General features: G+C 67.4%; 15 protein-coding genes and 2 pseudogenes. 5 read left to right on the forward strand and 12 right to left on the reverse strand.

Annotated features, from left to right (window positions below; translation table 11 throughout):
- Positions 1-40: 40 nt before the first annotated feature.
- The 8 genes and pseudogenes from QO058_RS14935 to QO058_RS14970 all read right to left on the reverse strand — a co-directional run bounded on the left by QO058_RS14935 (position 41) and on the right by QO058_RS14970 (position 10,233).
- Positions 41-910, reverse strand: coding sequence for a F0F1 ATP synthase subunit gamma (locus QO058_RS14935; RefSeq protein WP_284167111.1), 870 nt, complete (start codon positions 908-910; stop codon positions 41-43).
- Between the two features lie 101 nt (positions 911-1,011).
- Positions 1,012-2,541 carry a F0F1 ATP synthase subunit alpha gene (gene atpA / locus QO058_RS14940; RefSeq protein WP_284167112.1) on the reverse strand — a complete coding sequence of 510 codons (1,530 nt, stop codon included), beginning with the start codon at positions 2,539-2,541 and terminating at the stop codon, positions 1,012-1,014.
- A complete protein-coding gene (locus QO058_RS14945; protein WP_284167113.1) occupies positions 2,541-3,113 on the reverse strand; it encodes a F0F1 ATP synthase subunit delta in 573 nt (190 codons plus the stop codon). Before QO058_RS14945 ends, atpA begins: the two co-directional genes overlap by 1 nt.
- A gap of 256 nt (positions 3,114-3,369) precedes the next feature.
- Positions 3,370-5,556 (reverse strand): primosomal protein N', encoded by a 2,187-nt coding sequence (locus tag QO058_RS14950; protein ID WP_284167114.1) that lies wholly within the window; start codon positions 5,554-5,556, stop codon positions 3,370-3,372.
- 46 nt (positions 5,557-5,602) lie between these two features.
- Positions 5,603-7,103: pseudogene (locus tag QO058_RS14955) on the reverse strand (tripartite tricarboxylate transporter permease).
- A 19-nt stretch (positions 7,104-7,122) separates the two neighbouring features.
- On the reverse strand, positions 7,123-7,614 hold the full coding sequence (locus QO058_RS14960) for a tripartite tricarboxylate transporter TctB family protein (protein WP_284167115.1): 492 nt from the start codon (positions 7,612-7,614) through the stop codon (positions 7,123-7,125).
- A 100-nt stretch (positions 7,615-7,714) separates the two neighbouring features.
- Positions 7,715-8,707 (reverse strand): tripartite tricarboxylate transporter substrate binding protein, encoded by a 993-nt coding sequence (locus QO058_RS14965; RefSeq protein WP_284167116.1) that lies wholly within the window; start codon positions 8,705-8,707, stop codon positions 7,715-7,717.
- 149 nt (positions 8,708-8,856) lie between these two features.
- Positions 8,857-10,233, reverse strand: coding sequence for a trypsin-like peptidase domain-containing protein (locus tag QO058_RS14970; protein ID WP_284167117.1), 1,377 nt, complete (start codon positions 10,231-10,233; stop codon positions 8,857-8,859).
- Between the two features lie 212 nt (positions 10,234-10,445).
- Here QO058_RS14970 and QO058_RS14975 point away from each other — a divergent pair, with 212 nt between their 5' ends.
- Both QO058_RS14975 and pbpC read left to right on the forward strand, forming a co-directional pair.
- Complete coding sequence (locus tag QO058_RS14975; RefSeq protein WP_284167118.1) at positions 10,446-15,692, forward strand: alpha-2-macroglobulin family protein; 5,247 nt, start codon at positions 10,446-10,448, stop codon at positions 15,690-15,692.
- Between the two features lie 324 nt (positions 15,693-16,016).
- Positions 16,017-17,963, forward strand: coding sequence for a penicillin-binding protein 1C (gene pbpC, locus QO058_RS14980; RefSeq protein WP_347975312.1), 1,947 nt, complete (start codon positions 16,017-16,019; stop codon positions 17,961-17,963).
- Positions 17,964-17,972: 9 nt separating this feature from the next.
- Here pbpC and QO058_RS14985 read toward each other — a convergent pair whose 3' ends face one another.
- The 4 genes and pseudogenes from QO058_RS14985 to QO058_RS15000 all read right to left on the reverse strand — a co-directional run bounded on the left by QO058_RS14985 (position 17,973) and on the right by QO058_RS15000 (position 23,296).
- A complete protein-coding gene (locus QO058_RS14985; RefSeq protein ID WP_284167119.1) occupies positions 17,973-18,962 on the reverse strand; it encodes a tripartite tricarboxylate transporter substrate-binding protein in 990 nt (329 codons plus the stop codon).
- A gap of 152 nt (positions 18,963-19,114) precedes the next feature.
- Positions 19,115-19,549 (reverse strand): efflux RND transporter permease subunit, encoded by a 435-nt coding sequence (locus QO058_RS14990; RefSeq protein WP_284167120.1) that lies wholly within the window; start codon positions 19,547-19,549, stop codon positions 19,115-19,117.
- A 79-nt stretch (positions 19,550-19,628) separates the two neighbouring features.
- Positions 19,629-22,190 (reverse strand): annotated as a pseudogene (locus tag QO058_RS14995) (efflux RND transporter permease subunit); the annotation flags it as partial.
- Positions 22,187-23,296 carry an efflux RND transporter periplasmic adaptor subunit gene (locus QO058_RS15000; RefSeq protein WP_284167121.1) on the reverse strand — a complete coding sequence of 370 codons (1,110 nt, stop codon included), beginning with the start codon at positions 23,294-23,296 and terminating at the stop codon, positions 22,187-22,189. The gene QO058_RS15000 and the pseudogene QO058_RS14995, both read right to left, overlap by 4 nt.
- 94 nt (positions 23,297-23,390) lie before the next feature.
- On the opposite strand from QO058_RS15000, the gene QO058_RS15005 reads away from it, so the two are divergent.
- The 3 genes from QO058_RS15005 (at position 23,391) to phnD (ending at position 26,002) form a co-directional block, all read left to right on the forward strand.
- Positions 23,391-24,047: a TetR/AcrR family transcriptional regulator gene (locus tag QO058_RS15005; RefSeq protein WP_284167122.1), complete on the forward strand. Its 657-nt coding sequence runs from the start codon at positions 23,391-23,393 to the stop codon at positions 24,045-24,047.
- Between the two features lie 144 nt (positions 24,048-24,191).
- Positions 24,192-25,010 carry a phosphonate ABC transporter ATP-binding protein gene (gene phnC / locus QO058_RS15010; RefSeq protein ID WP_284167124.1) on the forward strand — a complete coding sequence of 273 codons (819 nt, stop codon included), beginning with the start codon at positions 24,192-24,194 and terminating at the stop codon, positions 25,008-25,010.
- 74 nt (positions 25,011-25,084) lie between these two features.
- Positions 25,085-26,002: a phosphonate ABC transporter substrate-binding protein gene (gene phnD / locus QO058_RS15015; protein ID WP_284167125.1), complete on the forward strand. Its 918-nt coding sequence runs from the start codon at positions 25,085-25,087 to the stop codon at positions 26,000-26,002.
- Positions 26,003-26,085: the final 83 nt, after the last annotated feature.

Consider the following 26,085-nt stretch of genomic DNA (forward strand, 5'->3'; position numbering starts at 1 on the left):
GCGTGTCGGATGGCCGGCGCGCCGGCCCAAAGTTAGGCGGTTAGAGCGCTTCCGCGCCGGAGATGATCTCGATCAGTTCCTTGGTGATCATCGCCTGGCGCGAGCGGTTGTACAGCTGCGTCTGCTTCTTGATCATCTCGCCAGCGTTGCGCGTGGCGGAGTCCATCGCCGACATGCGCGCGCCCTGCTCGGAGGCGGCGTTCTCGAGGATCGCCCGCAGCACCTGCACCGTGAGGTTGCGCGGCAGCAGGGTCTCGAGAATCTCGCTCTCTTCCGGCTCGTAGTCATAGACCGCGTCGGTGGTCTTGGCGCCAGCCGGGATCTCGGCCGGGATGATCTGCTGCGCGGTCGGGATCTGCGAGATCACCGACTTGAACTTCGAGAAGAACAGCGTGGCGACATCGAACTCGCCATTGGCGAAGCGCGTCAGGATGTTCTGGGCGATCGCCTCGGCATTGGCGAAGCCGAGCTGCTTGAAGGCGCGCAGGTCGACGACTTCGATGATGTCGGCGGCGAACTGCCGACGCAGGATGTCGAAGCCCTTCTTGCCGACGCAGATGATCTTGACCGTCTTGCCCTCGGCCTTGAGCGCGTTTGCCTTGTCGCGGGCGAGACGGGCGATCGAGGAGTTGAAGGCGCCGCACAGGCCGCGCTCGGCCGTGCAGACCACGAGCAGCTGGACCTTGTCGGAGCCCGTGCCGGCGATCAGGCGCGGCGCGCTGCCATTGGCGAGGCCACCGGCAAGATTGGCCAGCACCGCCTCCATGCGCTCGGCATAGGGACGCGCGGCCTCGGCGGCCGACTGTGCCCGGCGCAGCTTCGCCGCCGCGACCATCTGCATGGCCTTGGTGATCTTCTGCGTCGCCTTCACCGAGGCGATGCGGTTTCTAAGGTCCTTCAGGGAGGGCATTCGATCTCTATCCCCTACCCGTCATTGCGAGAAGCGCAGCGACGAAGCAATCCAGACGACTGGCGGAGCGAGGCTGGATTGCTTCGCTCCGCTCGCAATGATCAGGCGAACGACTTGGCGTAGGCCTCGACGATACCCTTCAGCTTCGCGGCGTTCGCGTCCGAAAGGTCCTTCGACGAGCCGATCTCGTTCAGCAGGTCGGCATGCTTGCCGCGCACCAGCGAGAGCAGCCCGTCCTCGAAGGCGCGAACCTTGTTGACCGGCAGCGGATCGAGATAGCCGTTGACGCCGGCATAGATCACGACCGTCTGCTCTTCCATCTTCAGCGGGGAGAACTGACCCTGCTTCAGGAGTTCGGTCAGACGGGCGCCGCGGTTGAGCAGGCGCTGGGTGACGGCGTCGAGGTCGGAGCCGAACTGGGCGAAGGCCGCCATCTCGCGATACTGGGCGAGCTCGCCCTTGATCTTGCCCGCGACCTTCTTGGTCGCCTTGGTCTGGGCGGCCGAGCCGACGCGCGACACCGAGAGGCCGACGTTCACCGCCGGGCGGATGCCCTGGTAGAACAGGTCGGTTTCGAGGAAGATCTGGCCGTCGGTGATCGAGATCACGTTGGTCGGGATGTAGGCCGAGACGTCGTTGGCCTGGGTCTCGATGACCGGCAGCGCCGTCAGCGAGCCGTTGCCGGCGGCGTCACCCATCTTGGCGGCGCGCTCGAGCAGACGGGAGTGCAGATAGAACACGTCGCCGGGATAGGCTTCGCGGCCCGGCGGGCGGCGCAGCAGCAGCGACATCTGGCGGTAAGCGACGGCCTGCTTCGACAGGTCGTCATAGATGATCACGGCGTGCATGCCGTTGTCGCGGAAATACTCGCCCATGGCGCAACCGGCGAAGGGCGCCAGGAACTGCATCGGGGCGGCGTCGGAGGCGGTGGCCGCGACGATGATCGAGTATTCGAGCGCGCCGCGCTCTTCGAGCACCTTCACGAACTGGGCGACAGTCGAACGCTTCTGGCCGATCGCGACATAGACGCAATAGAGCTTCTGGCTCTCGTCCGTACCTTCGTTGATCGCCTTCTGGTTCAGGATCGTGTCGAGCGCCACGGCAGTCTTGCCGGTCTGGCGGTCGCCGATGATCAGCTCGCGCTGGCCGCGGCCGATCGGGATCAGCGCGTCGATCGCCTTGAGGCCGGTCGCCATCGGCTCGTGCACCGACTTGCGCGGGATGATGCCGGGGGCCTTGACGTCGACGCGGGCGCGCTGGGCCGACTTGATCGGGCCCTTGCCGTCGATCGGGTTGCCGAGCGCGTCGACGACGCGGCCGAGCAGTTCCTTGCCGACCGGCACGTCGACGATGGCGCCGGTGCGCTTGACGGTCTGGCCTTCCTTGATCTCGCGGTCGGAACCGAAGATGACGACGCCGACATTGTCGCTCTCGAGGTTGAGGGCCATGCCGCGCACGCCCGACTCGAACTCGACCATCTCGCCGGCCTGGACCTTGTCGAGGCCGTAGACGCGGGCGATGCCGTCGCCGACGGAGAGAACCTGACCGACCTCGGTAACCGAGGCTTCCGAGCCGAAGTTCGAGATCTGCGACTTCAGGATAGCGGAGATTTCAGCGGCGCGGATGTCCATCAGCCGACCTCTTTCATGGCAAGACGAATAGAATTGAGCTTGGTTTTCAGGGACGCATCGACCATGCGCGAGCCCATCTTGACGATGAGACCGCCGATGATGGCCGGGTCGACCTTCACGGAAACGTCGACATCCTTGCCGGCGACATCCTTGAGGGTCGCGGCGATGTCCTTGAGCTGGGCGGCCGAGGGCTGCTCGGCGAGCGTGACCTCGGCGCTGACCACGCCCTTGGCTTCGGCGACCTTGGCGCGGAAGGCACGGATCATGCCCGGCAGCGCGAACAGACGGCGCTTGCTGGCAACGAAGCCGATGAAGTTGGCGGCGCTGCCGGAGATGCCGGCCTTGGCGGTGAGCGCGGCGACGGCGGAAACCTGGTCCTGGGTGGAGAAGGCAGGGCTTCCGATCAGGCGCTTGAGATCATCGCTCTCGGCGATCATCGCGCTGAAGGTGTCGAGATCCTTGGCGACGGCATCGACCGTCTTGGCCTCGCTGGCCAGTTCGAACAGAGCCGTGGCATAGCGCTCGGCTACGCCCGAGACAGGGGATTGTTCCTGCGATCCGCCCTCGGCCACGCTCTCGCTCTCTCTTCCAGGGGACTGCTCCGGCGACCTTCTGACGAAGGTGGAGTGCATATCCCCGACGCTGCGGTGATCAAGCGCACGATGAGCCTGTTCCAGGGCTTTCGGCGCTTGGATTGCGGCGGTGCGATAGCATGGGGTTTCGGGGGCGCAACCGACGAAGTACCCGCCTCTCATGCTTTGGATGCGGTCGAAAGAAGCAGCCGGCGCAGGTGACGGCGGCCTGCACGCCCGCTCAGTGCGAATCCGGCTAAAGGAAGCTCTGCGGATCGACGTCGACCGCGACCCTGACCGAACCTTTCGGTTTTGGCGCGCGCTTGATCCAGGCACGCAGATAATCCTGGAGGTTGATCTCGCGCGCCGTCCTGACGATCAGCCGCATGCGGTGGCGCCCACGCAGGATCGCGAGCGGCGCCTCGGCCGGCCCGAGCACGGCAACGCCGGCCGGTGCCTCGGCACAGCGCGCCAGCGCTCGCGCATGCGTTTCTGCCTCGGCCTGCGCATTGGCCGAAACGATCAGCGCAGCGAGCCGCCCGAAAGGCGGCAGGCCGGCGGCTTCCCGCGACGCCGTCTCGGCAGCATAGAAGCGCTCGGGATCGCCGGAGATCAGCGCCTTCAGCACCGGATGGTTGGGGTCGTGCGTCTGCAGCAGCGCCCGTCCTGGCCTCTCGCCGCGCCCGGCCCGGCCGGTGACCTGCCGGAGCACCTGGAAGGTGCGCTCGGCGGCGCGCGGATCGCCCGAGGTCAGGCCGAGATCGGCGTCGATGACACCGACCAGCGTCATCCCCGGGAAATTATGACCCTTGGCGACGAGCTGCGTGCCGATGACGATGTCGAACTCGCCCTCGGCCACTGCCATCAGCTCCTGCTTCAGGCGCTCGGTTCCACCCGGAAAATCACTCGACAGCACGATCGAGCGCGCCTGCGGGAACAGCGTCGCGACCTCCTCGGCGAGGCGCTCGACCCCCGGCCCGCAGGCGACGAGGCTCTCGGGCTGATGGCAGGCCGGGCATTCATGCGGCCGGCGCTCGACATGCCCGCAATGATGGCAGACCAGCGCCCGCCGAAACCGATGGTCGACCAGCCAGGCCGAGCAGTTCTTGCACTGGAAGCGATGACCGCAATCACGGCAGAGCGTCAGCGGCGCATAGCCACGCCGGTTGAGGAACAGCAGCGACTGCTCCTTCGCCTCGAGATTCGCCTCGATCGCCTTGACCAACCCGGACGAAAGCCAGCGCCCGCGTTCCGGCTTGTCCTTGCGCAGGTCGACCAGGCCGAGCGTGGGCAATTCGCGCCCGCCATAGCGCTCCGGCAGCTTGAGATGGGTGTAGCGGCCGCGCTCGGCGTTGACGCGGGTTTCGAGTGAGGGCGTGGCGGACGCCAGCACCACCGGCGCGTTTTCGATCTTGCCGCGCACCACCGCCATGTCGCGGGCATGGTAGGCGACGCCGTCCTCCTGCTTGTAGGCAGCCTCGTGCTCCTCATCGACGATGATCAAACCGAGATCCCGGTAGGGCAGGAACAGGGCCGAGCGCGCGCCAGCCACCACCAGCGCCTCGCCCTTGGCGATCGCCGCCTGCAAGCGCTCGCGCCTTCGCCCACTCACGCCCGAATGCCACAGCCCCGGCCGGACGCCGAAACGCGCTTCGAACCGGTCGATGAACTGCGCCGTGAGCGCAATCTCCGGCATCAGGATCACGCTCTGACGCCCGATCCGGATCGCTTCCGCGACAGCCTCGAAATAGACCTCGGTCTTACCCGAGCCGGTGACGCCTTCGAGCAGCGCGACCTGCCAGGCCTGCTTGCGGACGAGTTCGGCGAGGGCATCGCCGACCGCCTGCTGATCCTGCGAGAGCTGCGGTTTGGCATGATCGGGATCAGGCCGGGCTGCGATCGCCTCCTGCGGCAGCGCCTCGACGGAAAAGGTACCGGCATCGACGAGCGAATCGATCACTGCCGTACTGACCGACGCCGCCTCGGCCAGCGCCGGTTTGCCGATCAGCAGCCCGCCCTCGGCAGCAGCGATGGCACGTGCCCGGGCCGGCGTCATCCGCGCCGGTGGCGCGCCGACCAATCTCACGCCGAGTTTCGGCCGCTCCGGCGTATCGTCGGGCGGGCGACGCAAGGCGAGCGCCAGCACCGAGCCCTTGGCGGCGAGCGTATACCAGGCGACCCAGTCGACCAGCTTGCGCAGCGCCGGATCGAGCGGCGGCATGTCGAGCTTGGCGACCACCTTTTTCAGATTGCCGCCACGGCCTGAGCCCACCTCCCAGACCACGCCGACCGTCTCGCGCGGCCCGAGCGGCACCTGCACGACATCGCCTGGCGCGAGCGTGAGCCCGGGCGGCACGGCGTAGCTATAGGCCTGGTCGAGGCCGAGCGGGATCAGCACCTCGACCGTGCCGCCGCCCTGCCCCTCGTCGAGCGCATCGTCCATGCGCCCGTCTCTAGCACTGATTCGGTGCCGTGGCCGGCAGTAGCCCTCAAGCCGCGGCTGGCCGCGGCGCCATCAGCTTGCGCATCGTCCAGCCGAAGACCGGCCAGAGCAGCGCACCGAAGGTCATCGCCGCCAGCACCGACGAGACGGGGCGGCTGAAGAACGGCAGGATCGAGCCGTCCGACTTGATCAACGACGTCACGAGGCTCTGCTCGACCATGGTGCCCATGACGACGCCGAGCACCATCGCCGCGACGGGATAGCCGTTCTTCTCCATCACGAAGCCGATCAGGCCGAAGATGGCGACGCACCAGACCGCGAACAGGTTGTTCCCGCCGGTGGCGAAGGCGCCGACCGCGCAGAACACCATGATCACCGGCATCACCGCCGAGCGCGGCGCGCCGACGATCCGGCTCGCCAGCCGGATCATGATGATGCCGAGCGGGATCATGATGATATTGCCGAGGATGAAGATGATGTAGAAGGCGTACATGCTCGACGCCTGCTCGGTGAACAGGGTCGGGCCGGGGTTGAGCCCCTTCATGTAGAGCACGCCGATCGCGATCGCGGTGATCGTGTCGCCGGGGATGCCGAAGAGCAGCGCCGGCACCCAGCCCGAGGCGAGCGAGGCGTTGTTGCTGGCGCCGGCTTCGATCAGCCCCTCGGGATGGCCCGTGCCGAATTTCTCCGGCGTCTTCGAGAAGCGCTTGGACATCGCGTAGCTGACCCAGGCGGCCATGTCGGCGCCGGCGCCGGGCAGCACGCCGATGATGATGCCCACGATGTTTCCGCGGGCCTGCTGCTTCGGATATTTCTTGGTCAGCGCCCACTGCCCTTTGAGGATGCTGCCGAGGCGGCGGTTTTCGATCTTCGGCGGCTCGCGCTCGGTCAGCGCCCGCATCACCTCGGACAGCGCGAAGACACCGACCAACGCCGGGATCACCTCGATCCCCCCAGCAGGTCGGTCGAGCCGAAGGTGAAGCGCGGCACGCCACCGGGGTTGTCGATGCCGATGCAGGTGATCAGCAGGCCGAGCAGCATGGCGGCGATCGCCTTGATCGGCGAGGAGCGCGCCACCAGCGTCGCGCACATCAGCCCGAGCATGGCGAGCCAGAAGTTCTCATAGGTCGAGAAGGAGAGCGCGAACTCGGCCAGGACCGGCGCGAGCACCATCAGCGAGAGCGTGCCGGCGATGCCGCCCAGCGCCGAAAACCACAGGCAGATGCCGAGCGCCGTCTCGGCTTCGCCTTTCGCGTCATCGCATAGGCATCGTCGGTATAGGCCGCAGAGGCCGGCGTCCCGGGGATGCGCAGGAGACAGCCGGGAATATCGCCGGAGAAGATCGCCATCGCCGATGCCGTGATGATCGTCGCGATCGCCGCGATCGGCGAGAGGTAGAAGGTGATCGGCACCAGCAGCGCGGTTGCCATCGTCGCCGACAGGCCGGGCAATGAGCCGACCACCAGCCCGTAGATGGCCGAGGCGAAGATCGCGATCATCACTTCCGGCGCGAAGACGAGCCCGAAGGCCTGGATCATCGTGTTCATCGGCTTACCACGGGCAGGATTACCAAGGGAAAGGCAGCAGGCCGCCGGGCAACGGCACGCGCAGCAGCTTCAGGAAGATCAGGTTGATGACGAAGGGTGCGATCAGCGCCATCGGCACCGCGAGCTTCGGTCGGGCGCCGAAGGCCAGCGAGGCCGTCAGCACCATGATCGCCGCCGTCGGCAGGAAACCCAGCTTTTCGGAAGCAAGCGCGTAGAACATCACCAGCGCCGGCGGGAGCAGCGCGAGCCAGGCCCGCCAGGCCGGCAGCGGCTCCAGATATTCCGGCGCCGTATGGCTGGCGAGGTCGGCCTCGGCCACCTCTTCGAAATGCCGACCGACACCGAGCACGATCAGCACGCCGCAGATGACGAGCAGGGCTCCGACCAGCGACGGGAAGGCCGAGGGACCGACCTGCTGGCCGGGCACCGGCGGCAGTTTCGAGCCGTAGAAGAAGGCGGCGGCGCCGAGCGTCGCGATAGCGCCGCCGGTCACGCGGTCTGACAACACCATGCTGTGGAATCTCGTTGAACTGGCATCGCGCCGCGCCGGCGCACTCTGAAACGGACGGAGCGGACGGGCATCCTTGCCAGCCCGCCCCGATTCGGCGAGGTCAGGCCTTGGCCAGACCGGCAGCCTTCATCGCCGACGCCATCGAGGTGTCGCTGTCGGCCATGAACTTGGCGAAGCCCGGCCCGTCGGCGAACTTCATGCCGAAGCCGCGCGAGTTCATGAAGTCCTGGTACTCCTTCGAGTCGAAGGCCTTCTTCAGCGACGCCGTCAGCTTCGCCTGGATGTCGGCCGGCACCGCCTTGGGTGCGCCGATGCCGCGCCAGGCACCGACCGAGTAGTTGATCCCCAGCGACTCGTTCAGCGTCGGCACGTCCTTGAACTGCGGGTTGCGTGCGCTCGCCATGATCGCCAGCGCCTTCGCCTTGCCGGCGTCGATCATCGCGCGGGCTTCCGGCACCGAGCAGGTGACGATGTCGATGCCGCCGGCCGCCAGATCCTGCATGCCGGGCGCAGCGCCGTTCGACGGCACCCAGGCGACGTGGTCGGGCTTCAGCCCCATCGCGACCAGCCAGCCGACCAGCGCGAGGTGCCAGATGCCGCCCTGGCCGGTGCCGGATGCCTTGAGCTTGCCGTGAGGGGCGGCCTTGATCGCCGCGGCCAGCTCCTTGATGTCCTTGTAGGGGCTAGAGGCCGAGACCTGCACGCCTGGCGGGTCCTCGTTCATCAGGCCAAGCGCGGCATAGTCGCCCGATTTCAGCTCGGTCAGGCCCTGATGGCGCATCATCGCGATCTCGACCGTCAGCATGCCGATCGTGTAGCCATCCGCCGGTGCCGCCGCGATCGCCTGGTGCCCGACCACGCCGGAGCCACCGGTGCGGTTCACCACGTTGAAGGGCTGACCGAGATCCTTCTCCAGCAACTGCGCGACGATGCGCGCCGTTGCATCTGTGCCACCGCCCGCGCCCCACGGGCAGATCAGGGTCACCGGCCGGCTCGGATACTGCGCCTGGCCGATCGCCGGGCCCGTGATCAGCCCTGCCGCGCCGGCCGCGGCCGCGCCTTTGAGGACCGTACGTCTGCTGATTCTGCTCATTCCGATATCCCTCCCGTTCAATCGATTTAAAATTTGAAAGCTTCTTCGCCTCGCGGCGCGGCTTCCTTGGTGTTCTCGCTATCAGAGCCGATTGCCGCTGACGAGGCAACCGTCTTTGTATGCTGTATGCACGAGCGGGGTGGTGAGCCTCAAAGCCCGCAAGCCACCGGCACCACGCTTTTGCCGGCGGCCTCCGCAATCGCTCCGGTGCTCAGCTCGCTACTCGTTGTAGCAGCGGCGGGCTTGGCATCGGCCTTCTCCAGCATCGCCCTGAGCTGCGTGACGCCGGCGATCGTATGATTGCGCTGCGGCGCGACGCCGGCAATCAACCCTTTGTCCAAGGGATTGGCGGTAACCAGCCCCGCGAGCCGGCCCTGGCGGTCGAAGACCGGGCTGCCCGCCCCGCCGAGCTGCAGCGGCGCGAGCACCGCGTCGCTCGCGACCTCGCCCGGCAGCGCCACCAGGGTGCGCGCAGCCGCGGTTCCATCATAGGCCAGCACGACCACTGCCTCCCGCGCCGCAGGCGCGGCATCGCGCACCCCCGGCACTGCGCTGGCGGGCAATCCTGGCACGTCGAGGAGCGCGAGCCCGCTCGCCTGGTCCTGCGCCCGCAGCTTCGCCGGCCGCGAGCCGACCTTGAGCCCCTTGCAGGGATCGACCGCAGCGCGCGCCGTCAGCACCAGCTCCTTGCCGATAACGAGGCCGACGCCGAAGCGCTCGGTCGCCGGCTGGGCCGGTACAGCGGCAATTGGAGGAGCACCCGGCACTGCCTGCGCCGGAACGGGAGCCGGAGCCGGGCCGCTCGGGAACGGCTCGAAGCTGTCGGCGATCGCGGTCACCACCTTGTCGAAGGTTGTGGCCATGCTCTTGTCGTAACCGATCGAGAAGCCGCGCAGGCCCGTTGGCCCCAATGCCTGCCGCCGGAAGAATTTTCCGGTCGGCGTCTCGCCGGCGACGACGAAGAAGGCCGGCTGCAGCAGCTTGTAGGTGACCTTACGCTGGATGTTCGGATTGACCGCGATGGCGCGCTCGAAGATCGCCTGAAGCGGCTCGGTCGCAGGGCCTGCGCTGACATCGAGCGTGACCTTGCCATCGGTGCTCTGCCAGCGGCTGCCACCGGTCGCTGTCGCCTCGCGCTTCGGCAGGAGTTTTTGCGGAATGCCGATGCGCACGCCGGTCGGCTGGTCGGTGATCACGGCAAAACCCGCCGCATCGCGCGCCGTTTTGGCGAGCCGCGCCAGTTCCTGCCGCTCGGCCGCGCTCAGTTGCCCATCGGGCTGGCCGCGTCCGGCCTTGAAGCCGTTCACAGCCCGGAAGGTCAGTGCCCCGAAATTCCCGGTGGCGGCGCTGTTGAGATGCCCGGTCCAGATCAGGTCGGCCTGGATCGCCTTGCGCTCGGTCTCAGGCAACGCGGCATAGGCCTGCGTCGCCACTGCGAGCCGCGGATCGGCCGGCTGCTGCGCTTGTGCGGCGCTAAGGCAAGCGAGGATGGCGGTAATGCCGATCAGCGCGGGAACCTTGAACACGAGCATCTCCGTCTTTCTCAGGTCGCGCCGCGACGCGGCGCCATTCAGCGTCAGCCTCGTTGCAGAGGCAAGAGGCGAGAAGGGCTCAACCGATCGCAAGTCGAGTTGCGCCTGACGCGCCCGGTGCTAGCTTCGCGCAATGCGTCGACCCGTCATCGCGTCGACGCCTGCTGCAGCCAGAATCCGGCCGCCCGCCTTTCGGAGACCGAGCCATGCGCCATCTCGTCCGCCTCGCCCTCCTGCTCGGCCTGACTGTCGCCGCCGGACCTGCTTTCGCTCAGAAGGCCTATGTCAGGCCCGATCTCGCCAGCGACGGCCAGCGCCTCGAGGAGCGGCTGAAGCGCGAGGTCTCGGTCGGCCAGCGCCCCTTCGCCACCCTGCTGCGCGACGGCAGCGCCGCCCTCAACCGCGGCGATGCCCGCGCCGCGCTGCCCCTCGCCAACGCTGCCGCCGTCGCCGATCCCGCCAACCCCGGCGGCTGGCGCCTGATGGCGCAGGCGGCAAGCGGCATCGAGCCGCGCGATTATCGCGAGCGCTATGAATTACGCGAACGCGCCGTCAGCGCTGCCTACCTCGCCTATCAACGCTCGACCTCGCGTCCGGATGAAGCCTCCTCGCTCGGCGTGCTCGCCCGCGTCTTCGAGAAGCACGAGCTCTGGCGCCCGGCGCTGACCACCTATCGGCTCAGCCTCGATCTTGCCGACAACGCTTCCCTGCGTACCGACTACGAGGCGCTGCGGGCCCAGCGCGGCTTCCGCCTCATCTCCAACAAGGTCGATTCCGACGCGGCGAGCCCCCGCGCCTGCTTCGAGTTCTCCGAGCCGCTCTCGCGCGGCCGCGTCGACTTCGCACCTTATGTCGCCATCACCGGCAAGGGCGATTTCGCCGTCAGCGGCGAGGAGCGCCAGCTCTGTGTCGATGGCCTGCGCCATGGCGAACGCTACGGCTTCGTCATCCGCCAGGGCGTGCCGTCCGCCATCCCCGATGAGAAGCTGCTGAAATCGGCCGATTACGAGGTCTATGTCCGCGACCGCGCCCCGTCCGTGCGCTTCACCGGCAAGAATTACGTGCTGCCGCGTACCGGCCAGCAGGGCGTGCCGGTCGTCTCGGTCAATGCCGACAGCCTCGATCTCGAGGTGATGCGCATCGGCGACCGCAACCTGATCGGCTCGGTCCACTCCGACGACTTCCTCAGCCAGCTCGGCAGTTACAATGCGGGCCAGATCGCCTCGGACAAGGGTTCGAGCGTCTGGAAGGGCACGATGGCGGTGAAGTCCGAGCTCAACAAGGACGTCACCACCGCCTTCCCGGTGCTGGAGGCAGTCGGCCGGCTCCAGCCGGGCGTCTATGTGATGTTCGCCAAGCCCACCGGTGGTACGCGGACCGCGAGTTCGTCCGATAGCGACGGCGACTATGACGATGGCACCACCCGCGCGACGCAGTGGTTCGTCGTCTCCGATCTCGGCCTGACCTCCTTCTCCGGGCCTGACGGCGTGCATGTGCTGGTGCGCTCGCTCGCCGACGCCTCGCCCGTCGCCAATGCGGAACTGCGCCTGATCGCCCGCAACAACGAGGTGCTGGCGACCGTTCGGTCCGACCGCGACGGCTATGCCCGCTTCGACGCAGCCCTCGGCAAGGGCCAGGGCGGCAATGCGCCCGGCCTCGTCACCGCCAGCGTCGGTGAGGATTACGGCTTCCTCGATCTGAAGCAGACCGCGTTCGACCTGTCGGATCGCGGCGTGAAGGGCCGCGTCGCGCCGGCCGGGCTCGATGCCTTCCTCTATACAGAGCGCGGCGTCTACCGTTCCGGCGAGACCGTCTACCTGACGACGCTGCTGCGCGACGCCAAGGGCGCAGCCGTCTCCGGCCTGCCGCTGACGCTGGTCGTCAAGCGGCCTGATGGCGTCGAATACCGTCGCCGCCAGATCGAGGACCAGGGCGCGGGCGGGCGCGCCCATTCGATCCCGCTGATCTCCGGCGCCCAGACCGGCACCTGGCGCGTCCAGGCCTATTCCGACCCGAAGGGCGCGGCCCTCGGCGAAGTCTCCTTCCTGGTCGAAGATTATGTCCCCGAGCGGCTGGAATTGACGCTCGCGCCGAAGAAGCAGGTTCTGCAGGCCGGCGAGCCGGCCGAGATCGACGTCAACGCCCGCTATCTCTACGGCGCGCCCGGTTCCGATCTCGACGTCACCGGCTCGATGACCGTGCGCTCGGCGGCGCAGACCGCTATCCCCGGTTTCGCCGGCTACGAGGTCGGCCTGACCGACGAGGCCTTCGAGCCGCAGCAGGCCGAGTTCGAGGACGCCGCCAAGACCGGCGCCGACGGCAAGGTCACCATCGCCAACCCGGTCGCCCAGCCCGAGACCAACCGCCCGCTCGAAGTCGAATTGACGGTGCGCGTCGGCGAGCCCGGCGGGCGCGCCATCGCGCGCTCCGTCACCATGCCGATCGTGCCGAAGGGCGCCGCCATCGGCGTGCGCAAGGCCTTCAAGGAAGGCGAGCTCGGCAACGGCCAGACCGCGACCTTCGACGTGATCATGGCCCAGGGCGACGGCCGCCGGATCGCCCGCCAGGGCCTGAAATGGACACTGTCCAAGGTCAGCCGCAACTATCAGTGGTTCTATCAGGACGGCCGCTGGAACTATGAGGGCGTGAAGACGACACGCCGCGTCGCCGATGGCGAGGTTGCCGTCGCCGAAAATGCGCCGGGCCGCATCGCCGCGCCCGTGCAATGGGGCAATTACCGGCTCGACGTCAGCGCCGACGGCGCCGAGGCGACCGAGACCAGCGTCTCCTTCAATGTCGGCTACGAGACCGACAAGACCGCCGACCAGCCCGACGTGCTCGACGTCGCCTTGGACAAGGCGTCCTACGCCAATGGCGAGAGCATGCAGGTGCGCCTGACGCCGCGCTTCGCCGGCAAGGCGACGCTCGCGGTGATGAGCGACCGCGTCGCCGAGATCCGCACCGTCGACGTGCCCGCCAATGGCACGACCGTGACGATCCCGGCCAAATCCGACTGGGGCGCCAGCGCCTATCTCGTCGTGCTCGCCCATCGCCCGATGGACACGGCTGCGCAGCGCATGCCCGGCCGCGCCATCGGCCTCGCCTGGTTCAGCGTCGGCAAGGAGGAGCGCAACCTTGCCATCGATCTCGGTGCCCCTAACCTCGTGCGCCCGCTCTCGACGCTGTCGCTCCCGGTCAAGGTCACGGGCGCGAAAGCAGGCGAAGAAGCCTTCATCACCGTCGCTGCGGTCGATATCGGCATCCTCAACCTCACCCGCTTCGAGAGCCCCGACCCGAGCAAGTACTTCTTCGGCCAGCGCCAGCTTGGGCACGAGCTTCGGGACCTCTACGGCTATCTGATCGACGGCATGCAGGGAGTGCGCGGCGCGATCCGCTCCGGTGGCGACGGCGCCCCGCAGCTCAATGGCGAGGCCCCGACGCAAGAGCCGCTGGCGCGCTATTCCGGCGTGATCAAGCTCGGCCCGGACGGCACCGCCAAGGTCGACTTCGAACTGCCGGCCTTCAACGGCTCGGTCCGCGTCATGGCGGTCGCGTGGAGCGCCGGCCGCACCGGCCAGGCCAGCGCCGATGTTTTCGTGCGCGACCAGATCGTGGCGCAGGCGACGCTGCCGCGCTTCCTGGCGCTCGGCGACCAGTCGCGCTTCCATCTGCAGATCGACAATGTCGAGGGACCGGCCGGCTCCTATCTCGTCGATCTCGACGTCAAGGGCCCGGTCGTCGTCGCCGCCGACGCGACCCGCCGCAGCATGACCATGGCTGCCGGCGCCAAGAGCTCGCTGACGATCCCCGTGACCGCAGCCGGCATCGGTCGCGCCTCCTTCGACGTCAGGATCACCGGTCCGAACGGCATCGGCACGGTGCAGAACCTTGCCGTGCGCGTGCAGCCCTCGACCCAGACGATCGCGCGCCGGATCGTCAGACCGATCCCCGGCGGCGGCCAGCTCACCGTCTCCTCTGACCTGATGGCCGATCTCGTGCCGGATTCCGGCGCGGTCTCGGTCTCGGTTTCGCCGGTCGCGGCGCTCGACGTCGCGGCGGTGCTCGCAGCGCTCGACCGCTACCCCTATGGCTGCACCGAGCAGACGATCAGCCGGGCGCTGCCGCTGCTGGTCGTCAACCGGCTCGCCTCGATGCAGCAGCTGGCGCTCGACGGCAATGCGGATGAGCGCGTCACCGCCGCGATCGAGCGCGTGCTCGCTCGCCAGGGCAATAACGGCTCCTTCGGCCTCTGGGGCGTCGGCGGCGAGGATCTCTGGCTCGACGCCTTCGTCACCGACTTCCTGACCCGGGCGCGTGAGCGCCAGTTCGCGGTGCCGCAGACGGCGTTCAACATGGCGCTCGACCGGCTGCGCAACCAGGTCGTCAACACCAGCGAGATCAATAAGGAGGAAGCGGCCGGCATCGCCTACGCCCTCTACGTCCTCGCCCGCAATGGCCGACCGGTGATGGGCGACCTGCGCTATCTCGCCGACAACAAGCTCGGCGATTTCGGCTCCCCGCTCGCCCGCGCCCAGATCGGCGCCGCGCTCTCGCTACTCGGCGACCGCACCCGCGGCCGCGCCGCCTTCACCAGCGCGCTCGGCACCTTGCAGCAGGTCTCCGACGACGGCCTGTCGCGCGCCGATTACGGCTCGCGGCTGCGCGATGGCGCCGGCATCCTCACCCTGATCGCCGAGAGCAATGGCGAGCGCGCCGATCTCTCCCGCGCCGCCGACGTCGTCCAGAACGCGCGCCAGAATGCACGCTACACCTCGACGCAGGAGAACATGTGGATGGCGATGGCCGCCGCGGCGATGGCCAAGGAGGCGGACGGCATGGCGCTGACCGTCGACGGCGCCGAGCGCAAGGGCGCCTTCTACAGGACGATCCCGCAGGCGGCGCTGGAGGCCAAGCCGCTCGTCATCGGCAATCCCGGCACCGCCTCGGCCAATGCCGTGATCAGCGTCTCCGGCATCCCGACGACGCCGGAGCCGGCGCTGAACCAGGGCTTCGGGCTGGAGCGCACGCTCTTCACGATGAAGGGCGAGCGGGTCGATCCTTCGCGCCTGCGCCAGAACGAGCGCTATGTCGTCGCGCTCAAGGTCACCGAGCCCACGGCGCGCTATGGCCGCCTGCTGATGGTCGATCCCGTCCCCGCCGGGCTTGAAATCGAGAACGCCAAGCTCACCGAAGGCGCCTCGGTCGAGGGCCTCAACTGGCTGAAGCAGGAGGTCCCGCCGGTGCATACCGAGGCGCGCGACGACCGCTTCGTCGCGGCCTTCCAACGCAATGGCGGCAAGAACGATCAGCTGAGCTATACGGTGGCCTATATCGCCCGGGCCGTCTCGCCCGGCCGCTATGTCGCGCCGGCGGCAGTGATCGAGGACATGTACCGGCCCGACCGCTTCGGCCGGACGGCGTTCGGCACGGTCGAGATCACCTCGGCGCGGTGACGCCATGAAGGCGCGACCGGACGAGCGGGACGCGACATCACCCCCTCTCCCCCTGCGGGAGAGGGTTGGGGTGAGGGGCCGCGCCGCGCTCGATCGCTGGCGGCTTACCTTGAAGGCCGCAATCGGAAGAGTTGCGCGACCCCTCATCCGGCCCTTCGGGCCACCTTCTCCCTCAGGGGGAGAAGGGAAGCGCCACTGGTCGCGCCGGCTCGCATATGCCGGCATCGGCGCCATCGCCCTGGTCGCGGCGACCGCTACCGCCTTCTTCTGGTACGCCTCGACCCTTCCCCCCTCCATCTCGCCGCCGCGCGCGATCGTTCGACCGTGGTGCTCGACCGCGAGGGCAAGTTGCTGCGTCCCTTCGTCACCGCGGACGGACGCTGGAAGCTGCCGGTCGGTGCTGAGGACGTGGACCCGCGCTACCTCGCCATGCTCAAGGCCTTCGAGGACAAGCGCTTCGACGATCATGCCGGCATCGACCCGCTCGGCGCCTTGCGCGCCGCAGGGCAGATGCTCACCAACGGCCGCATCGTCTCCGGCGGCTCGACGCTGACCATGCAGGTCGCCCGGCTGCTCGAACCGCGCCAGGAGCGATCGCTCTCGGCCAAGCTCAGGCAGGCGGTGCGCGCGGTCGAACTCGAACGACGCTTCAGCAAGACCGAGATTCTCGATCTCTACCTCACCCTCGCCCCGTTCGGCGGAAATCTCGAAGGGGTGCGCGCCGCGAGCTTCGCCTATTTCGGCAAGGAGCCAAAGCGGCTCTCGACCGCCGAGGCGGCGCTGCTGGTCGCCCTGCCGCAATCGCCCGAGACGCGCCGGCCCGACCGTTTCCCGGAAGCGGCCCGCAAGGCCCGCGAGCGTGTGCTCGCCCGGGTCGAAGCAGCTGGGCTGGCGACGCCCGACGAGGTCGCCGCCGCGCGCGAGGAGCCGATCCCGACCGCGCGAAAGCCCTTCCCGAACCTCGCCCCGCATACCGCCGAGCAGGTCGTCGCCGAGGCGCCGTCAGAACGCAGCCAGCGTCTGACCATCGACGCGCGCTGGCAGGCGAGCCTGGAGCAGCTCGCCCGTGAGCGCGCTATCGGCCAGGGCCCGCAGCTCTCGATCGCCATCCTGGTCGCCGACAACGAGACCGGCGAGATCCGCGCCTCGGTCGGCGGCGTCGATTATTTCGACGCCGGGCGCGCCGGCTCGCTCGACCTGACGCAGGCGCTGCGCTCACCCGGCTCGGCGCTGAAGCCCTTCATCTACGCGCTCGCCTTCGACAACGGCCTCGCCCATCCCGAGACCATGCTGGAGGACCGGCCGACCCGCTACGGGCTCTACGTACCCGAGAATTTCGACCTCGGCTTCCAGGGCATGGTCAGCGCCCGCAAGGCGCTGCAGCTCTCGCTCAATTTGCCAGCAGTCGAGCTGCTCTCCGCGCTCGGCCCGCAGCGTTTCCTGTCGCGGCTGAAGGACACCGGCGCCGCCGTTGCCATGCCCAGGGACGGCGGCGCGCCCGGCCTCGCCATCGGCCTCGGCGGCCTCGGCATTACGCTCTCCGACCTGACGCGGCTCTATGTCGGCCTCGCCCGCGGCGGCGAGGTCGTGCCACTGCGCGTGAAGCCGGCGAGCGGCGTCACTGAGCCGCCGTTGCGCCTCGTCGAGCCGGTCGCCGCCTGGTATGTCGCCGATACCTTGCTCGGCGCGCCGCCGCCACTCAACGCTCCGCCGGGCCGGATCGCCTACAAGACGGGCACGTCCTATGGCTATCGGGACGCCTGGGCCGTCGGTTTCGACCGCAAGCATACCATCGGCGTCTGGGTCGGTCGGCCCGACAATGGTGCGGTGCCGGGCCTCGTCGGCCGCGTCGTCGCGGCGCCCATTCTGTTCGATGCCTTCGCCCGCATCGGCCTCGACCCGCGCCCCTTCGTCCAGCCGCCGGGGACGATCGCCGCAACCAGCGCCACCCTGCCGCCGCCGCTGCGCCATCTGCGCCAGGACGTGCCGAAGACGGTCGCCGCGCTGGCGACGCCGGGGCTCAAGCTCGCCTTCCCACCGGAGGGCGCCAAGATCGATCTCGCTGCCTCTGCGGTCGAGGGCGCGCCACAGCTCAACCTGAAGGTCTCCGGTGGCGTCGCGCCCTTCACCTGGCTGGTCGACGGCGCCCCGGTGATCGCGGCGGTGAAGCGCCGCGAAGCCGCCTGGCAGCCGCCCGGCAAGGGCTTCATGCGCATCTCCGTGATCGATGCCGCCGGCGCCAGCGAGAGTGTCTCCGTCAGGCTTCAGTGAGAAGCGGCATCACTCGATCTTGACGCCGCTCGCCTTGATGATCGGCGCCCAGCGTTCGATCTCGGCTCCGACGAAGGCGCGCAAGCCAGCCGGTTCCTGCAGCTCGGCCGAGGGGATTTCGGCGCCGAGCTCGTTGAGCTTGGCCTTCACCGTTGCGTCGGCGAGCGCCGCCTTCAGCGCCTGGTTCAGCCTGGTCACGACAGGCGCCGGCGTATCCTTGGGCGCGAACATCGCGTTCCAGACCTCGACCTTGAAATCGGGGACGCCACCTTCGGTGCTGGTCGGCACGTCCGGCAGCGCTATGGCCCGAGCGGTCGAGGCCACGGCGAGCGTCTTGATCGTACCGGCGCGGTGCTGCGGCGCGACGTTCACCGCCTGGTCGCAGAGATAGTCGACCTGGCCGCCGACGAGGTCGTTCATCGCCGGGCCGGTCCCGCGATAGGGCACGCCGTTCGGCTTGACCCCGAGGACGGTGTTGAACAGCAGGCAGGTGGTGTGGCTGACCGAGCCGACGCCGGCATGGGCATTGCTCGCCGCCTTCTCGTTCGCCTTCAGCCAGGTGACGAACTCCGACAGCGTGCTGCTCGGATGGGTCTTGCGCAGGGTCAGGAAGATCGGATTGGTATTGACCAGCCCGATGGGAGCGAAATCCTCGACCGGCCGGTATTTCAGGTTCGGATTGAGCGAGACCGCTGCGGCATGCGTGCCGGTATGGCCGATCAGGATGACATGGCCGTCGGCGGAAGAGGCCATCAGGCGCTGTCCGGCGAGCGTGCCGGCGGCGCCGACCGCGTTCTCGATGATCACCGGCTGGCCGAGTGAGCGGCTCATATGCTCGCCGACCAGGCGCCCGACGACATCGGTGGGTCCGCCCGCCGCGAACGGAATCAGCATGGTGACCGGCTTGCTCGGGAAATTCTGCGCCTGCGCGATCGAAATCGAGCTCGCCAGACAAACGGCTACCGCCGCGTTGCGCCAGAATCCGGTGCCAATCCTCATTCCGTTCCTCCCGTTGATCCGTAACGGGCGGCCGCCTGAGTTCCTGCTCTTTGGCGCCGCCGCCCGGACGGTTAGCGCCCGGCGGCGGCGAAAGCGAATAGACGTTTCCGCTAAGAGCTATCCGGATATCCTCTACCCGGATCGGGCGATATTTACTCCGCCGGCTGCGGATGGGCCTCGACGGCTGCCTGGCGTGAGCCGTGCTTGCTCCGCGCCATGTAGCTATAGGCCACCGGCACGACATAGAGCGTGAGCAGCGTGCCGAAGCTCATGCCGCCGACGATGACCCAGCCGATCTGCGAGCGGCTCTCGGCGCCGGCACCTTCCGCCAGTGCCAGCGGCACCGCGCCCAGCACCATCGCGCCCGTCGTCATCAGGATCGGTCGCAGGCGCAGCTCCGCGGCTTCGACCAAGGCGTCGATCATCTCCTTGCCCTCTTCACGCAGCTGGTTGGTGAATTCGAGGATCAGGATGCCGTGCTTGGTGATCAGGCCGACCAGCGTGATCAGGCCGATCTGGCTGTAGACGTTGAGCGTGCCGCCGGAGAAGTAGAGCGCGGCCAGCGCACCCGTGAGCGAGAGCGGCACCGAGACCATGATCACGACGGGGTCGACGAAGCTTTCGGAACTGCGCCGCCAGCACCAGATAGATGAAGCCGAGTGCCAGCAGGAAGACGAGCAGGATCGAGGAGCCCGACTGCTTGAACTCGCGGCTCTGGCCGGAATAGTCGGTCTGGAACGAGGCCGGCAGCACCTTCGCCGCCCCCTGCTCGAGCACAGCAAGCGCGTCGCCGAGCGAATAGCCCGCTCCGGGCACAGCCGTGATCGTCGCCGAGCGCAGCTGGTTGAAGCGGATCAGCTCCTTGGGCGCGACGTTCTCCTCGATCTGGACGAGGCTGGAGAGCTGCACCGCCTGGCCACCCCGGCCCATCAGATAGATCGACTGCAACGCCTGCGGCGTGCTGCGCTCCGCGCCGGCGACCTGCAGCATGACGTCATACTGCTCGCCATTCATATTGAAGCGCGTGACCTGGCGGCCGCCCAGCAGGGTCTCCATGGTCCGGCCGATCACGTCGACGCCGACGCCGAGATCAGAGGCGCGCTGCCGATCGATCGAGACCTTGATCTGCGGCTTGTCGAGGATGAGGTTGGTCTCGATATTGGTCAGCGCTGGATTGCCTTGGACCTCGGCGATCAACCGGTCGACGTTTTCCTTGATCGTGACGTAAGGGTCCGACGAGCGCAGCACGAACTCGACCGGCTTGCTGTTGGCGCCGCCCTGACCGAGCGAGGGCGGGTTGGTCGCGAACAGGCGGATGCCGGGGATCTGCGACAGCCCCTTGTTGATCTCGGCGACGAGATCCTGTTGCTTGCGGTGGCGCTCTTCCCAGGGTTTCAGGCGCGCAAAGGCGATCGCCCGCGTCACATCCGGGAAGCCAACGATGACGAGATAGCTGTCGACCTCCTGGATCTTGCTGAAATAGTCCTCGACCCGCCGGGCATAGTCGGCGGTGAAGGCCATGGTCGCGCCTTCCGGCGCGACGCCGATCGCGGTGATCGTGCCGCGATCTTCGACCGGTGCGAGCTCGGAGCGCAGATTGGTGAAGAAGAAATAGCTGCCGCCGGCGACCAGCAGCGCCAGCAGCACGACCACCGGCCTGACCGACAGCGCAAAGCGGAGCGAGCGGCGATAACCGCTGGACAGTGCCTCGAAGAAGCGCTCCAGCGCGTTGTAGACGAAGTTGTGCTTCTCATGATGGCGCAGCAGCTTGGCGCACATCATCGGCGTCAGCGTCAACGCGACGAAGCCCGAGACCAGCACCGCACCGGCCAGTGTCAGCGCGAACTCGACGAAGAGCTTGCCGGTCCGCCCGGTCGAGAACGCCATCGGCGCATAGACCGCGACCAGCGTCAGCGTCATCGCCACGACCGCGAAGGCGATCTCGTTGATGCCCTTGATCGCCGCCTTGGTTGGCTCGACCCCGTCTTCGATATGGCGGTGAACGTTCTCGAGCACGACGATGGCGTCGTCGACGACGAGGCCGATGGCGAGCACCATCGAGAGCAGCGTCAGCGTGTTCACCGTGAAGCCGAGCGCATACATCAGCGCGAAGGCGCCGATCAGCGAGACCGGGATGGTGACGAGCGGGATCAGCGTCGCGCGCAGCGAGCGCAGGAACAGGAAGATGATCAGCACGACGAGGACGACCGCCTCGCCGATCGTGGTGTAGACCGCCTTGATCGAGCGATCGATGAAGATCGAGGTGTCGTAGGAGGTCGCGATCGACATGCCGTCGGGCAGGTCCTCGCGGATGCTCGGCAGCGCTGCGACCACGCCTGAGGAGACGTCGAGTGGGTTCGCCGTCGCCTGCTTGACGATGCCGATCGTCACCGAAGGCTGGCCGCCGAACCAGGCGGCATTGCGCTCCTCGCGGGCGCCGAGCTCGACCTTGGCGATGTCGCGCAGCTTGACGGGGAAGCCGTTGGCATCCTTGACCGTGATCTCGCGGAACTGCTCGGGCGTGTTGAGGCTGGTCTGCGAGAGCACCGTGAACTCGCGGTCGTTGCTCTCGATGCGGCCGGAGGGAATCTCGACGTTCTGCGCCCGCAGCGCCGCCTCGATCTCCTGGACCGTGATGTTGTAGGCCGCGAGCCGTGCGCGATCGAGCCAGATGCGCATGGCGTATTGGCGCTGGCCGAGGATGCGGACCTCGGCGACGCCGGTGATGTTCTGAACGCGGTCGGCGATGAAACGATCGGCGAAATCAGTGAGCTCCAGCGGCGAATGCCGCGAACTGGTCAGCGACAGATACATCACCGGCTGGGCATCGGCCTCGACCTTGGCGATGATCGGCTCGTCGATCTCGTCGGGCATGCGGCCGCGCACGCGGCTGACACGGTCGCGCACGTCGGAAGCCGCGACATCGGGATCAACGTCCGGCCTGAAGCGCACGGAGATCTGGCTGCGCTCCTGCCGGCTGGTCGAGTTGATGATCTCGATGCCTTCGATGCCGGCGATCGAGTTCTCGAGGATCTGCGTGACCTGCGTTTCGATGATCTCGGCGCTGGCGCCGCGATAGACCGTCTGCACCGAGACGATCGGCTCGTCGATGTTCGGATATTCGCGCACCGTCAGGCGCGTATAGGAGACGAAGCCGATCAGGATGACGAGCATGCTGAGGACGGTCGAGAGGACCGGCCGGCGGACGAAGAGCTCGAACAGGCTCATCGCTGCACGGCGCCCGGCAGCGAGCTGGTCTGGACCGCAGCCTTCTCCCTGATCAGCACGGTCGAGCCCTCGCGCAGGCGCATCTGCCCGGCGGTGACGATCTGCATGCCGGGCTTGAGGCCCTTGACCACCTCGACCTTGCCGGTCAGGCGCTTGCCGAGTTCGACCGGAATGCGCTTGGCCTTGCCGTTCTCGATGATGAAGACCGTCTTGCCGAGCCCGTCCGGCACGACGGCCGTCTCCGGCACGACCAGCGCATTCTCGCGCTTGTCGACCATGATCGTCACGCGGGCGAACAGGCCGGGCTTCAGAACGAGATCGGCATTGGGCACGAGCGCGCGCAGCTTGACGGCCCGACCATTGACGTCGACCACCGGATCGATCGCGAAAATCTTACCGGTGAATGGCCGATCGGGCACCGCATCGACCTTGAGCTGGATCGGCTGGCTGACCTTGAGCTGGGTCAGGTAGATCTCAGGCACGCGGAAATCGACCTTGATTGGGTCGATACTGGTCAGCGTGATCAGCTGCTTGCCGATCGAGACATAATCGCCGACGCCGACCGCGCGCAGGCCGACCACGCCGTTGAACGGCGCCTTGATCGTCGCCAGCGCGAGCTTGGCCTGGGCGAGTTGCAGGCGCGCCTCCTGGGAGGCGAGCTGCGCCGTCGCCTGCTCGAGCGCGACCTGGGTACCGGCGCCGCGCTGCACCAGCGAGCGGTTGCGGTCATAGGTGTCACGCGCCAGCGAGAGATCTGCCTGGGACTGTTTCAGCTCTGCGTCGAGGATGGCGGTGTCGAGCATGACCAGCGGCTGGTCCTTGTTGACCCGCTCGCCCTCCTTGAAGCCAAGCGCGACGACGCGTCCGGCGATCTCGGGGGCGATCACGATGGACTCTTCGGCCGCGAGTGTCCCGAGCGCTTCGACCTCTTCGGCGACCGTAGCGAGCTCGATCGTCCCGACCTCGACCGGGATTGCAGGATTCGGCGCATTGGCGACGCCCTGCGCCTGCGCCTGCTGATTGGTCGGCTTATAGTGGTAGCGGTAGCCATAGTACCCACCGCCCGCCAGCCCGGCGATCAGGATAAGGAGGAGAAAACGCTTCATCAGGCTGGACGCTCCGGTAAGACGGACATATTCTAGACTGGACGGTCTAGTTTGATAAGCACCCTTTAAGGGCGGAAGCGTGACGGAATGATCAATGCACGGACGCAGTAGCGCCGCCGCTGCAGAAGCAAAAGCAATGCCGGCCGAAAAATCACGGCCGGACAAACATGACGCGATCACCCGGGCCGCTTCGGAGACGTTCCTGGCCGAGGGCTTCGACCGGGCCAGCCTCGACCAGATCGCCCAGCGCGCAGGCGTCTCCAAACAGACCATCTACAGCCATTTCGCCGACAAGCAGGCGTTGTTCCTGGCGATCTGCAGCGAACTCACTGAAAAGCTGACGATTCCGCTGCGCCAACCGCCGAGCGCGACTGGCGATTTGCGCGCGATTCTCTTGCGACTCGGCGAGGACGCGCTGGCGATGATGCTGCATCCGGCCTCGCTTGATCTGCATCGGTTGATCGTCGGAGCGGCCGCCCGTTTTCCCGAACTGGGACAGGCGGCCTACGATACAGGTGCTGGCCGGATGATTACGGAGCTCTCCGCTTTGCTGGAGCAGCGGTCACGATCCGGTGATGGCATGTCGCGGGCACTCACATGCGGGGAAGCGAACAGGCTCGCCGAGCAGTTCATCGGCATGCTCCGCGGCTTCCATCAGGTTCGCGGCCTGCTCGGCATCGCCCCGGTTCGCTCGTCCGAACGCAAGGCCTACGTCACCGCCTGCGTAGACCTGCTGCTGCGGGCCGCCTGACGCAGCGCCGCTCCAACGGCTCACGACGACATGGTTGACGGCTGATGACCGCCTGAACCTTCGACGCCCTGGAACGCGCCTCCTGTCACCGCGCTGTCATCTGGCGCCGATACCGCATCATCCCGCAATCGCGGGAGAGTGTTGATGCTGCGTATCGAGGGTCTGACCAAGCGTTTCGGTGGCAAGGCCGCCGTCGACAACGTCACCCTGTCGATTCCCCGCGGCGAGATGGTCGGCATCATCGGCCGCTCCGGCGCCGGCAAGTCGACGCTGCTGCGCATGTTGAACCGCCTCGCCGATGCCAGCGACGGCCGCATCCTGAGCGAAGAGCGCGATGTCACCGCCCTGCGCGGCGCGGCGCTCAGGGGCTGGCGACGCGACACGGCGATGATCTTCCAGCAGTTCAACCTGGTCGGCCGGCTCGACGTGCTGACCAACGTGCTGCTCGGCCGTCTCAATCACCGCTCCGCCGCGCTGACGCTGGTCAAGAGCTTCTCGCAGGACGACAAGGTCCGTGCCATCGCCGCGCTCGAGCGGCTCGATATGGGGCACCTGCTGGCACAGCGCGCCGAGACCCTATCCGGCGGTCAGCAGCAGCGCGTCGCCATCGCCCGCGCCTTGGTGCAGGAGCCGAAGATCATCCTCGCCGACGAGCCGATCGCCTCGCTCGACCCGCGCAATACCCAGGTCGTCATGGACGCGCTGTTCCGCATCAATCGCGAGGACGGCATCACCGTGATCTGCAACCTTCACCATCTCGATATCGCGGCGAAGTACTGCGACCGGCTGATCGGCATGGCCGGCGGCAAGGTCGTGTTCGACGGCCCGCCGCACGCGCTGACCAGCGAACTCGCCGCCGAACTCTACGGCATCGAGGCCAAGGATGCCGGCGCCGAAGCGCTCGACCAACTCGACGCCATCGCCATCGAGGAAGCCCAGCGCGCCAAGCAGAACGTCGCCTGAAACAGCCGGCGGCGCGCCCAAGCCTGCACTTACGCCTGACCCGTCATCGCCGATCTTTTAAAAGGAGCACTCTCATGCTGACCCGTCGTCATACGTTTACGCTCGCCGCCGCCGGCCTTGCCGCAACGCTCGCCGCCCCGGCTTTCGCCCAGGACTGGAAGGCGAAATATCCCGAGCTGGTCTTCGCCATCATCCCGTCCGAGAACGCCTCCGGCGTCGTCGAGCGCTACACCCCCTTCGTCAACTATCTCGCGAAGGAACTCGGCACCAAGGTGACCCTGCGCATCGCCAACGACTACGCCGCGATCATCGAGGGCCAGCGCGCCGGCAACATCCATATCGGCATGTACGGCCCGGCCTCCTTCGCCCGCGCGCTGATGACCGGCGCCAAGATCGACGCCTTCGCGATCGAGACCAATATCGACGGCACCAAGGGCTACTATTCGGTCTTCTACGTGAAGAAGGATTCGCCCTATCAGAAGATCGAGGATCTCAAGGGCAAGAACCTCGGCCTCGTCGACCCGAACTCGACCTCCGGCAACAACGTCCCGCGCTTCGCGCTGGACGGCATGAAGATCGAGCCCGAGACCTTCTTCGGCAAGGTCGTCTACACCGGCAGCCATGAGAACGCGGTGATTGCACTCGGCCAGGGCACCGTCGACGTCGCCGCCAACTGGTGGAACGACGAGCAGGAATCGAACCTGCTGCGCATGGACCGCAAGAAGATGGTCAAGGCGGACGATTTCCGCATCATCTACAAGTCCGAGCAGATCGTGAACTCGCCGATGGCTTATCTCAGCGAGCTGCCGGAAGAGCTGAAGGGCAAGATCCGCGACACGGTCCTCAATCTCGCGACCAAGGACAAGGCCGCCTTCGACAAGATCTATGAAGGCAAGCAGGGCCCGCTCGTCGCCGTCGACAACAAGGCCTACGACCCGATCATCGAGCTGAACAAGTTCGTCGACGCACTTCGCAAGAAGAAGTCGTCGTAACTCTGACAGCCGTCATGCTCGGGCTTGACCCGAGCATCTCCTGATCGAGATTCTCGGGTCTGCGCTTCGCTCTGCCCGAGAAT

The sequence above is a fragment of the Bosea vestrisii genome, assembly GCF_030144325.1.
Taxonomy (GTDB): Bacteria; Pseudomonadota; Alphaproteobacteria; order Rhizobiales; family Beijerinckiaceae; genus Allobosea; species Allobosea vestrisii_A.

Excerpts from the sequence above, each read along its gene's own strand:
- QO058_RS14935 (WP_284167111.1), bottom strand. The coding sequence starts at position 910 with ATGCCCTCCCTGAAGGACCTTAGAAACCGCATCGCCTCGGTGAAGGCG.
- atpA (WP_284167112.1), bottom strand. The coding sequence starts at position 2,541 with ATGGACATCCGCGCCGCTGAAATCTCCGCTATCCTGAAGTCGCAGATC.
- QO058_RS14950 (WP_284167114.1), bottom strand. The coding sequence starts at position 5,556 with ATGGACGATGCGCTCGACGAGGGGCAGGGCGGCGGCACGGTCGAGGTG.
- QO058_RS14960 (WP_284167115.1), bottom strand. The coding sequence starts at position 7,614 with ATGGTGTTGTCAGACCGCGTGACCGGCGGCGCTATCGCGACGCTCGGC.
- QO058_RS14965 (WP_284167116.1), bottom strand. The coding sequence starts at position 8,707 with ATGAGCAGAATCAGCAGACGTACGGTCCTCAAAGGCGCGGCCGCGGCC.
- QO058_RS14975 (WP_284167118.1), top strand. The coding sequence starts at position 10,446 with ATGCGCCATCTCGTCCGCCTCGCCCTCCTGCTCGGCCTGACTGTCGCC.
- QO058_RS14985 (WP_284167119.1), bottom strand. The coding sequence starts at position 18,962 with ATGAGGATTGGCACCGGATTCTGGCGCAACGCGGCGGTAGCCGTTTGT.
- QO058_RS15000 (WP_284167121.1), bottom strand. The coding sequence starts at position 23,296 with ATGAAGCGTTTTCTCCTCCTTATCCTGATCGCCGGGCTGGCGGGCGGT.
- QO058_RS15005 (WP_284167122.1), top strand. The coding sequence starts at position 23,391 with ATGCACGGACGCAGTAGCGCCGCCGCTGCAGAAGCAAAAGCAATGCCG.
- phnC (WP_284167124.1), top strand. The coding sequence starts at position 24,192 with ATGCTGCGTATCGAGGGTCTGACCAAGCGTTTCGGTGGCAAGGCCGCC.
- phnD (WP_284167125.1), top strand. The coding sequence starts at position 25,085 with ATGCTGACCCGTCGTCATACGTTTACGCTCGCCGCCGCCGGCCTTGCC.